General features: G+C 50.9%; 8 protein-coding genes. 1 reads left to right on the top strand and 7 read right to left on the bottom strand.

The window, feature by feature from the left end:
- Positions 1–2 precede the first annotated feature (2 nt).
- From KB186_RS17150 to KB186_RS17125, 6 genes are read right to left on the bottom strand one after another with little or no spacing between them, the layout of a single operon-like run.
- Positions 3–884, bottom strand: coding sequence for a DUF58 domain-containing protein (locus tag KB186_RS17150; protein ID WP_173609870.1), 882 nt, complete (start codon positions 882–884; stop codon positions 3–5).
- Positions 881–1,864 (bottom strand): AAA family ATPase, encoded by a 984-nt coding sequence (locus KB186_RS17145; protein ID WP_173609869.1) that lies wholly within the window; start codon positions 1,862–1,864, stop codon positions 881–883. The genes KB186_RS17150 and KB186_RS17145 overlap by 4 nt, the downstream gene beginning before the upstream one ends.
- Positions 1,865–1,894: 30 nt before the next feature.
- Positions 1,895–3,610, bottom strand: a complete 1,716-nt coding sequence (locus KB186_RS17140; protein WP_173609868.1) for a hypothetical protein — start codon at positions 3,608–3,610, stop codon at positions 1,895–1,897.
- Between the two features lie 3 nt (positions 3,611–3,613).
- Positions 3,614–4,474 carry an ABC transporter permease gene (locus KB186_RS17135; RefSeq protein WP_173609867.1) on the bottom strand — a complete coding sequence of 287 codons (861 nt, stop codon included), beginning with the start codon at positions 4,472–4,474 and terminating at the stop codon, positions 3,614–3,616.
- Complete coding sequence (locus tag KB186_RS17130) at positions 4,471–5,397, bottom strand: ABC transporter ATP-binding protein (RefSeq protein ID WP_173609866.1); 927 nt, start codon at positions 5,395–5,397, stop codon at positions 4,471–4,473. Before KB186_RS17130 ends, KB186_RS17135 begins: the two co-directional genes overlap by 4 nt.
- Positions 5,394–7,769, bottom strand: coding sequence for a DUF7408 domain-containing protein (locus KB186_RS17125; protein WP_229088170.1), 2,376 nt, complete (start codon positions 7,767–7,769; stop codon positions 5,394–5,396). The genes KB186_RS17130 and KB186_RS17125 overlap by 4 nt, the downstream gene beginning before the upstream one ends.
- 203 nt (positions 7,770–7,972) lie before the next feature.
- On the opposite strand from KB186_RS17125, the gene KB186_RS17120 reads away from it, so the two are divergent.
- Positions 7,973–8,977 (top strand): hypothetical protein, encoded by a 1,005-nt coding sequence (locus KB186_RS17120; RefSeq protein WP_173609864.1) that lies wholly within the window; start codon positions 7,973–7,975, stop codon positions 8,975–8,977.
- A 43-nt stretch (positions 8,978–9,020) separates the two neighbouring features.
- Here the strand turns inward: KB186_RS17120 and KB186_RS17115 are convergent, their stop codons facing one another.
- On the bottom strand, positions 9,021–9,986 hold the full coding sequence (locus tag KB186_RS17115; protein ID WP_173609863.1) for a proline dehydrogenase family protein: 966 nt from the start codon (positions 9,984–9,986) through the stop codon (positions 9,021–9,023).
- Positions 9,987–10,108: the final 122 nt, after the last annotated feature.

Here is a 10,108-nt window from a genome sequence, read left to right as displayed (position 1 = left end):
CTCTAGCGAATCAAGCCGGCCTGACGAAAGACATGGAAGACAATCGATTCCAGCGATTGTTCCGCCTCTACAGACACGAAGGCGATCCCTCTTCCATAAGCAAACGCGGACAGTTGTTGTTGATAATCTCGCAAGCTCTTGTGGTACTCTTCCATCAAAAGGCTGGTCAGGGATACTTCTTTTGCCTGCCCCGTCTCTGAATCGATCAACCGCAGCTCTCCTGCATACTCGGGCGCAAGCTCTTCTTTGGAGAGCACCTGGACAAGCGTGACCTCTTGTCTGGCCGCCTGCAAATACGCGATGCCTTCCGTATAGCCTGACTCGAACAAAAAGTCCGACAGCACGATGGATGTACCAGCTTTGCCGCTCACAGCACCGGGCTGGCGCATTGCCGTTTGTATATCACCTGCTCCCCCTTCTTGCAGGGAAGACAGGAAGCTGAGCAGGCGATGCGCCTGGCTCTTTCCTTGCAGACCGGTAAGTGCTGCCGTAATGCTGCTGTCAAAAGCATAGACCGACACATGATCGAGATGGCACAGGGACAAATAGCCAAGAGCCGCGGCAATCTCGATAGCACGGGCCATTTTATTCGGGTGCCCGTAGCTCATCGAACGACTGCAATCGATGTACAAGTTCACATGCAGCTCTGTTTCATCCAAGTACTTTTTCAAAAACAGCTTGCCTGAACGGGCATACGCATTCCAATCGAGCTGCCGCAAATCATCACCGGGGACATACGCCCGAAAATCTGCGAACTCCATGGAACTGCCCAGCTGTCTCGCCCTTCGCTTTCCTGCCTGGCTGCCGCTGACCGCTTTGCGACTAGCCATCTGCATTCGCTCCAGTCTGGCGAGCCATGATGGATCAAGCAGGTGTTGATTCATGCCTTCTGCGTCCCCAGTTCATCCAAAATATCCATGATGACGCGGTCCGGTCGGATGCCGTTTGCCTCTCCTTCAAAATTGAGGAAAATGCGGTGGCGCAACGCTGGCAGAGCAACTGCTGTCACGTCCTCGTACGCCAGATTGTATCGCCCGGCCAATAACGCACGTACCTTTGCCAAGGAGACAATCGCCTGCACACCACGTGGACCCGCACCGTTGCGCACATATTTGTTCACCGAAGCAATCGCCTGCTGACCCGGATGCGTCGCTAAAAGCAGCTTCACGGCGTAATCAAGTACCGCATCGGCAACCAGCACTTCTCGTGCGGCCTGTTGTATGTCAGCAATTTGTTCGGCTGAAGCCACTTTTTCCACGGTGATCACTTGGCTCGTAGTCGTTTGCCGAACGATCATTTTCAGTTCTTCTTCTGTCGGGTACGGCACGTCTATCTTCAATAAAAAGCGGTCCATTTGTGCTTCTGGCAACGGGTATGTCCCTTCCTGCTCCAGCGGGTTCTGTGTCGCGAGAACGAAGAACGGCTCTGGTAGCGGACGAGTCACTCCGCCGGCTGAAACGGTTCGCTCCTGCATGGCCTCCAACAGGGCACTTTGCGTCTTTGGCGTCGCCCGGTTGATTTCGTCAGCCAGCACGACGTGAGCGAAGATCGGCCCATGTTGGAATTGGAAGGACTGCTGCCCCTTCTCGTCGACCAACAGGATGTTCGTTCCAGTAATGTCTGTCGGCATCAGGTCCGGTGTGAACTGAATCCGCTGAAACGACAGCTCGAAGGCTTGGGACAGTGTCCGAACAAGGAGCGTTTTGCCCAATCCGGGTACGCCTTCCAAAAGCGCATGTCCTCCTGCAAACACGGCCCACAGAAGCTGCTCGACCACCTCTTTTTGTCCTACCAATACCTTTCCAATTTCCTGCCTGACAAGCTCTACTCGCTGCAAGCAGTCCTCTAGCGTTTGCTGCGCCATCGCCGTGTCTCCTTCCTGTTGTTGAATGATCTAAGGCTCTATTTTGCTGAAATAATCCTTCACGATCTGTTGATAATCGCCGGGAATACTGCTTTTTTCCATACTTTCGCGGGCAAATTGCTCATACTGGCCGTACACTTCCTCGTACGGCAGCGTCCCACCGGAGGAGACTTGTGTGTTTCCGCTTTGCTGCGACTGAGATGGGCCTGAACCGAGTGAGCCTCCGACTGTATCAACAGGTCCGTTTTCTCCACCTATGCGATCTGCCGGAACGGTAACGAGCTCGTGTCTGCCTTTTCCTAACCCGGCCCCGCCGCCTTGACCGCTTCCTTGACCGCCAGAGCCATTACCATTGCCGCTTCCATTGCCATTTCCGTTGCCGTTGCCATTCCCTTGCCCCGAGCCATTGTTTCCATTCCCAGGCTGGTTTGCCGGGTTCGCCCCTTGATTTGGATTGGCACCTGTTCCCGGAGTTGCGGCACCTGGCTGATTCCCGGATGACCCAGATGCTGGAGTCGCCTGTCCTGTTGCTGCCGTTCCTGTCCCAGCCCCACTCGCTCCAGCATTTCCTGCTTGTGCGCCTGCACTGGCAAGCGTCATTTGCGACTGATTGAGCGAGGACGCGGCATGTATAGCAGCGAGCATGGCTTGCTGAGATTGCTGGATACCCGTCATGGCTTGCATCAGGCTGTTCTCGAGCGCAGTCATCGCTTGAGGCACTTGTCCTTGGGCTGTTTGCTGGGCTGCCTGCGCCAATTGTTTGGCGATATCCTCCAGCTCCTTCGAGTCGGCAGACTCTGCCTCTTTTTTCAATTGCTCTGCTGCGCTAGCGAGTTCACGGGCGATCCCTTCCCGCTCTTTTTGCGGCATGCTTTCCATGGCTTTTGCCATTTGTGCCAGAGCCTTGGCCATCGCTTGTCTATCTTTCGCTTCCATCGCCCCAGCCAAGGCTTGTGTCCCTTCTTGATTACCCAAGCTGCGCTGGAGTGCTTGCAATGCTTTTTCTTTGCGCTGCTCGGCATCTCTGACCTTCTCCAATTGTTTTTCCGCAGCGCGCAATGCATTTTGACGTTCTGCCGGGTCGCCTGCTTTTGCCAGAGCCTTTTTTGCCTGCTCCAGCATTTCGTCCAGCTGCTTTTTCTGCGCGTCGGTTAAGCCTGTATTCTTTTTCACGTCCTGCTTGATTGCCTCTACTTCTTCCTCGACCTGCGCGATTGCTTTCTTTTCCTCTGCCATCTGGGCCAGTCGCAAGTCTTGGGGATTCGGCCAAAGAAACAGCACCAGGCACACCAATAACAAACTGCTGGTAACATACACCTTTCGTTGGACCAACGACCAAATGCGGACGCTCTCTACGATTTGCGGCAAATTTTTACGCAGATGCTGCAGGGCGTCTTCCCTCTGCATACCGGCTACCATCGACTGATTCTCCTGATTCTCCCATGCTGTGACAACTCGCTGGGCCAAACCATTACCGTCTGCCACTTGTGCACATTGGAGCCAGGTAGGGCGCATCCAAAGCGCACGCACCAGACCTGTGATGACAACAAGCACTGGCAGCATGATCACAATCCATTGGTAAAACGGAATCGGCCAGATGCGGGCAAGGAGAAGAAGCACCAGACTCGCCCCCATCCCCCACAAACCATAGACCGTTAGCTGCTGTATCCATACACGCAAGCCCAGTTGCTTTCGAATGGGTGCAAGCAGTGACTTCAGCTCGTCGTTCGCTCTCGAGGTGAACATGGCTTATTGCTCCTCTTTTACTTTGCGAAATCTCGGTTTCACTGGCTGAATGAGATAGATGGAGAGTAACAGGCAGAACAGTGTAATAATCCCGAAAAACAGGCAGTAAACCGCGTACGGGTCCACATTCCCAATCCTGATCTGCGGCCCTTCCTCAAAAATGTTCAACATCGCAAACAACGGGTTAAAATTATGCAGGAGATGTGGCCAGTCTGGCATAGGCACGGATGACATGCTACCGGACCGACGCTGGTACCGAATGAACTCTTTGATAATTTCCGCCAGTATGCTCGACCCTATCGCACATCCGAATACCACGGCATAAGTGACAACCGTAGCGATCCCAGTCCGTTTGATCAGCGTGGACATGAGCACACCAATACTGCCGATACCAAACATCGTAATGACGTAAAAGCCAAACACCTTGATCACTTGTGCAGGTGAAATTCCTCCATACAAAAAGACGATGGCATAGAGCGGGATGGTCGCAATGACCAGGAAGGTCATGAAGCTGAGTGACGCCAGCCATTTGCCTAAAATCAATCGTGTGGCGCTGACATTCGTGGTCAACAGCACACTTAACGTCTGGCGTTCGCGTTCACCGGAAATCACACCTGCCGTCAGTCCCGGCACGACGAAGCAGATCATCCCGAGCTGAAACACAGACAGCATCATGAACAGCTCGCGTGTATCATTCGGGTTGTAGTAGCTGCCACCATTTGTCATAAAGAAAATTATCGTGAGCGTCATTGCGCCCAAAACGAGCAAATAGAGCAGGATGATCCACGGTGACCGATTGGTCCGCATCCGCATTTTCCATTCATTGAACAAGACAGGGTTGTGAAATCGTCTCAAGTCGCTCATGAGCCCACCCCTTTCGTAATTTCCAGGAAGATTTCTTCCAAATCACCTACTGCCTCATTAAACGCGGCAACAGGATAGCCTGACACCGCAAGCTCCCGCAGCAGCTCCACCTGTTCTTCGTCATTGCCTGAAAAGCCTGCAACGACCCAGTTCCCTTCACGTGTCACCCTGGTAATGACGGGCATTTCACGCAGGCGCGTCATTGCTTCCTCAACCCGATCCAACAGGCGGATGCGCAATACCCGCTGTTCTTGCATTTTCGAGTAAATCTCATCAACTCGTCCAAAGGCAACCAGATTGCCTTCCTCCACAATCCCGATGACGTCGCACATCTCTGCTAGCTCAGGTAATATGTGCGAGCTAATGATAATCGTTTTGCCCATGTCCCGCAGTTCCTTCAAAATCTCCCGCAGCTCAATGCGTGCACGAGGGTCCAAGCCAGAAGCAGGTTCGTCCAAAATGAGCACTTCCGGGTTGTGAACCAGCGAGCGGGCCAATCCAAGGCGCTGCTTCATCCCCCGCGACAACGAGTCGACGAAGGCATCTCGCTTGTGCGTGAGATTCACCAGCTCTAGTAACTGTGGAATGATTTGTTTTCGCTCTGCTGCCGGAATATCGTAATTCGCACCGTAAAAATCGAGGTACTCTTCTGCTGTCAAATTGTCGTAGACACCAAAAAAGTCAGGCATGTAGCCGATCAGCTTGCGTACTTCCTTTGGATGCTTGGTCACTTCGTAGCCACCTACGTATGCTTTCCCACTGGTTGGCTCCAATAAAGTCGCCAAAATGGACATCGTCGTGGATTTTCCTGCTCCGTTCGGACCGACAAAACCAAAAACGGTACCCTTGTCAATTTCGAGTGAAAGTCCTTTTAATGCTTCCATTTTGCCGTAGCGCTTGCGCAAATTTTGGATCTGGATCACTTCTTGCTCACCTTCCCTTCCACACTGACACTTGGAACCCCAATGTGGCGATCATCCTCAAACTGGTGGGCAAATTTGATGCGGACAATGCCGTCGCCCGAAACATAAGTAGTGGTCTTATCGCTTGTCATGACGTTGTTCATGAATGCTTTTTCAAATGGTTCAAAAGCTTTGGTCTTCCAGTTGTAAACCTCTTTTCCAAATGTCGTATTGTCCTCTGACCAGGTGTACAGATACAAATTGCTGATGGCAAGCTCCTGTCCTTCCTGATTCAAATTGATGTCAAAGGTAATATCCCCAGCAGGGAGCCTAAAGCCATCTCCGAAGTCATCTACTGGCACTGAGCTGCCTGACATCGTCACATCAAATGATCCCGTCGGATAATAAATGTGTCCGTCCTTGGATGGATTCACTTGCAGCGTCGAAGTGACCATCGCAATGCTGCTGTTCTCCGTATTTTCGTTTGGTACGACAGCCTCAGCAACTTGCGCATCGGTCCAGCCCACGAGTTTTACTACTTCAGACGGACCACTACGTCTGTCCATCATGTCCAGCATTTCCACGATGAGTTGCTCACGCGTTTCTCTTTCATTGCCATTCGATTGCATATACTGCGGCAGCGCATGTCCCATATTCATCCGATGTTGATTCCGCCTTGCTTGTTGTTGAGGGGCAAACGGCAAGTTCACTTCGATACTGCTGCCAGCCGCCAACTGTGGAAACTCTTGTACCTGCATTCCTGTCGAGATCGTCACGTCTCTTAGCGAGTACTTCGTATGGTTCGTCACGGTTCCTTTCAGTGCGCCGTTTTCATACGATAGGTTCGATTCTATTTTTCCTACGTCCGATAAGGATTGCTCCGTCGCAACCTTGCGCATCGACCAAAATTCTACATCGCGGAAATCAATATGGGTCTGATCTGGCTGTATGGAAATCCACGTTCTCGGAATTTGATCGATATAGTCTCCTTCAGTGACGGGTTGGGTTATGCCCTCTCCCTTTATAGTCAATCGATAGTCGTCATTACTCGGTACGAATAATGCGGTTACGCTCACTGCATTCGCCTGTCCGTTGTTTTGCAGTTCAACATAACCTACCTGATGCAGCTTTACACCCACCCCCCGCTGGATGGCACCAATCGAGAAGATTCCGATTCCCGCCAGCACCGAAAGGGCAGGGACAATCACCCACATGTAGCTTTGCTTGCGGCCTCTCCGCAAAATATAGAAAAGAACTGGCCCGACAACCAGGGCATAAATTCCGAAAAATACTGCGAACCAGCCAACCTCCGGAATTTTCAAGGATGGGACGCGATCAGCAGCATCGTGAAGCGGCCATACGTTGTCGATCATGCTCCTATTTGAAGTGTTGATGAAAGAACCAAAAGCCTTTACTAATGTATCTGCCCAAAAGCGACTGTTTCCAGCCCAACTGGCTACTGGTTCGGCCGCCAAATCATAGGCGACATACAACACTTTTCCGGCTCCCACGTTATGTACGACCATCAGCGGAATATTTCCTTCGCTGTACAGAACTTTCCCTGCCTTCACTGTCCCATTGCTTACAGTAAAGGGGGATGTCAGTGCAATCAGGTTGGTCTTATCCGCTTTTAGACTGGAAAGTGTCTGTACGCTCGACACTCCAGTCACTTCTACTGGCGACAAGTCACTCAAAACGCCTCCGGCTTTCTTGTACTGCGCTCCTCCGGCTAAAATCATCATCCCGCCAGAATTCGTCCAATCCCGAATCGCTTTAATCTGCTGTTCATTCAATGAATCCAAAGCAAAATTGTTGATCACGAGCATATTAAGCATCTGTAGCTGTGTACCTGTCACTGGCATATTGTCTGCCTTCATCGTCAAGAGCTGGACTGGGTTATGAATGGAGCCTTTCGGCAGTACACCAAGGAAATTAGCTGTGTCGGGATTTTCTGCCAGCACGCCAATCATCAATGTATCTTCGCTGTATGAAACGCCTGTTACCGGAGTTTGCGCAATGATCTTATTATTTTGCATCAAAGCTACAAAAGAACGGCTATCCAGCTCTGATCCAGGAACGAGAATGGTTACCTGCTTGGTCACTCCGCTTGCAATTGAAACCGGCTGATAATTGGCAACTTCGAAGCGACTGTCTCCCCGTTCCCCCGTGGCGACATAAAGATCTCCTTCGATATCCGCCCCTCCATTTCTCACCGTGACCACAACGGGAACCATCCCCATCTCCCTGTACTTTCCTTCAATTCCGACTGTTACTCCCAGCTGAATGCTTCCCTCTGCCAAGGCTGTCCCCGTTAATCCTAAAGGAACACCTGCTACCAACAGGAGGAACGCACAGAAGGCCAGGAGCCATCGCTTACACTGCGCCGTTTTCATTTGTTCAAAACCTCCACGGACCATTCTTTTTTATTCCTATCTTTTCTTCTCATACAGTTATTGACGTTATTTCCAGACAAATAGCTACAATTTTTTAAAAATGAAATCGATGAATCGACAAAGGCGAAAGGATTTTTCACAGCCTGTGGTAAATCATATCTAAAACATAAAAGGCATGAACAAGGAAGAGTGGTGAAATGTAAGTGTCTACGTTTTCTTGGAATTTGCGAGATGATTTGCATGAATTTGATCTCGGGGACTCACAGGCAAGCCAAGGTATATGGGGAGACCGGGAAGCGCTGTACTTGGAGGGGATGGGATCTCCTGTTTTCCTGCGTCAGGCCGTTCCCTATCCCTGCTTTCGACTGCAAGCGGAAGTCGCCATCCCCAAGCAGGTAGGCTTTGTCGGACTCGTTTTTGGTGCACGAGATTCGCATAATTATGAGCTAATCTACCTCGCCCCGGAAGAAATTCAGTATGATCCGATCATGAATGGGTCTATGACGTGGCAAATTTATAATGGCCCTCAGTATCAAAAGCCGTTGTCTTACACAATTGGGGAATGGAAGACGCTTGCTGTGGAGGTTCAAGCAAACCAAGCTGCCGTATATTTGGGAGAAGACCCTGCGCCTCAATTGTTCATTTCCCATCTACAGCATGGAACTTCACTTGAGAAAATCGGCTTCTGGAACTACTTGCCTGCCTACATTCGGAATCTATCGGTAACAGAAATCGTCCCGGCCGATGACTTGCCTACCAAGACGGATCGCCAACAGCTCGCAGCGGAGGGTTATCTAACGGAATGGCTCATTTCAAAGCCGTACATCGCTAGTGATCAGTCTGTTGTCTTGACAGATTGGACAAGTGCAGTCGTCGAAGAAAATGGGACACTCAATTTCAATCGACTCTTCCCAGCAAAGCCTGGGATGACTGTACAAGCCAAAAGCACGATTACGGTTCCCCATGAGACTGTGACTCAACTCCATTTTGGCTTCAGCGATCATCTGCGACTTTGGGTGAATGAAGAGGAAGTGCATCAGGGCGTGTGGAGATGGAATCCACCAGCGAGTGACGGACGAATTCGAAGCAAGTACGACCAAGTATCTGTTCGCCTCCACGCAGGGGTAAACACGGTTCGGGCAGAAATCATGAATCAAGAGCAGTTTGGCTGGGGAATTTGTGTGAAGGCAAGACAGAATGAAAAATAGAAAAAACGTCAGGATCATGCTCTGACGTTTTTTCGTAATCCTTCTATGACATGCCATACCCTACATCCTGAAGTCTCGACGTATCAAACATATCGGCTATCGCCTGATGCACATGAGGCGGATGCTCTGCCAGTCGATGACACAAGTATAAGTACCACTCTGTCCCATATGTGAGGTACAAGCGCACTGTAACCCCTTTTTCTCGCAAAACATGAGCCAGATCAGGGCGAACCCCGTATAACAGCTCGACCTCTACATTCGGTCGATGCAAATAGTCTCGACCATCTAGGGCGTCTACAATCGCTTGGTCGTGCGTAGCGAGTGAGCATTCACGCCCAGCTCGTACACACATATCAGCCAGCTCCAGGTATCGTTCGTTCAACTCCACTGAACGCCCCAATGCGATTTCCTGAGGTTCCTTGAATGCGCCTTTAACCAAACGAATTTTCCCCGGGAGTCCGAGCACCCGTTTCACATCATCCAGCGAGCGGTGCAAATGTGCTTGAATCGTAATGCCCACATTTTCATGTCGCTGTGCCAAGCGCTCATACATGCTAATGATCGCCTCTGTTTTCGTCGACTCCTCCATGCTGATCATCAAATAGTGACCGCTATGTCTCGCCCGCTCTGCCAACTCTTCTACGTGGGCAAACGCCAGTTCTTTATCCAGTAACAAGCCGAGATGGGACAGATCAAAGGAGATTCCGACTGGTGTATGTAGTTGGGAGCAATCCGTAGTTAGCGCAAGAAACTCCCGCTGCGCTTCATGTACAATCTGCGAATCCAGCGTATTTTCACCAATGTGTTCCATTGATAGACGGTAGCCCAATTTTTCCAGGCGTTGGGCTATTTTTATTGCATCCGCACGCGTTTCGCCTGTCACATAACGTTTCGCAGCAGTCAAAAGCAACGGATATAGCAAGGGCGATGTTCTGACCGCTTCCTTGATTCGTTCATCACGGGCGATTGTACGCAAAATGTCTGCGGTTCTTCTCTCTTCTGGTGTCATCCTTCTCTCTCCTTTGGCAGTGGCATATCTCTTCTCTTCTATCACCCTACCATGGTACGCTTGTATGGATTAGGTCCAGTTTCCCACAATTTCGAGAGGACCAGTTGCGTAAGGAGGCTCAC

It is taken from the genome of Brevibacillus sp. AF8 (assembly GCF_021270385.1).
Lineage (GTDB): Bacteria > Bacillota > Bacilli > Brevibacillales > Brevibacillaceae > Brevibacillus.
Note: the sequence above shows the minus strand (reverse complement) of the source record. Positions and strands in the feature narration are given on the sequence as shown.

Excerpts from the sequence above, each read along its gene's own strand:
- KB186_RS17150 (WP_173609870.1), bottom strand. The coding sequence starts at position 884 with ATGAATCAACACCTGCTTGATCCATCATGGCTCGCCAGACTGGAGCGA.
- KB186_RS17125 (WP_229088170.1), bottom strand. The coding sequence starts at position 7,769 with ATGAAAACGGCGCAGTGTAAGCGATGGCTCCTGGCCTTCTGTGCGTTC.
- KB186_RS17135 (WP_173609867.1), bottom strand. The coding sequence starts at position 4,474 with ATGAGCGACTTGAGACGATTTCACAACCCTGTCTTGTTCAATGAATGG.
- KB186_RS17140 (WP_173609868.1), bottom strand. The coding sequence starts at position 3,610 with ATGTTCACCTCGAGAGCGAACGACGAGCTGAAGTCACTGCTTGCACCC.
- KB186_RS17115 (WP_173609863.1), bottom strand. The coding sequence starts at position 9,986 with ATGACACCAGAAGAGAGAAGAACCGCAGACATTTTGCGTACAATCGCC.
- KB186_RS17145 (WP_173609869.1), bottom strand. The coding sequence starts at position 1,864 with ATGGCGCAGCAAACGCTAGAGGACTGCTTGCAGCGAGTAGAGCTTGTC.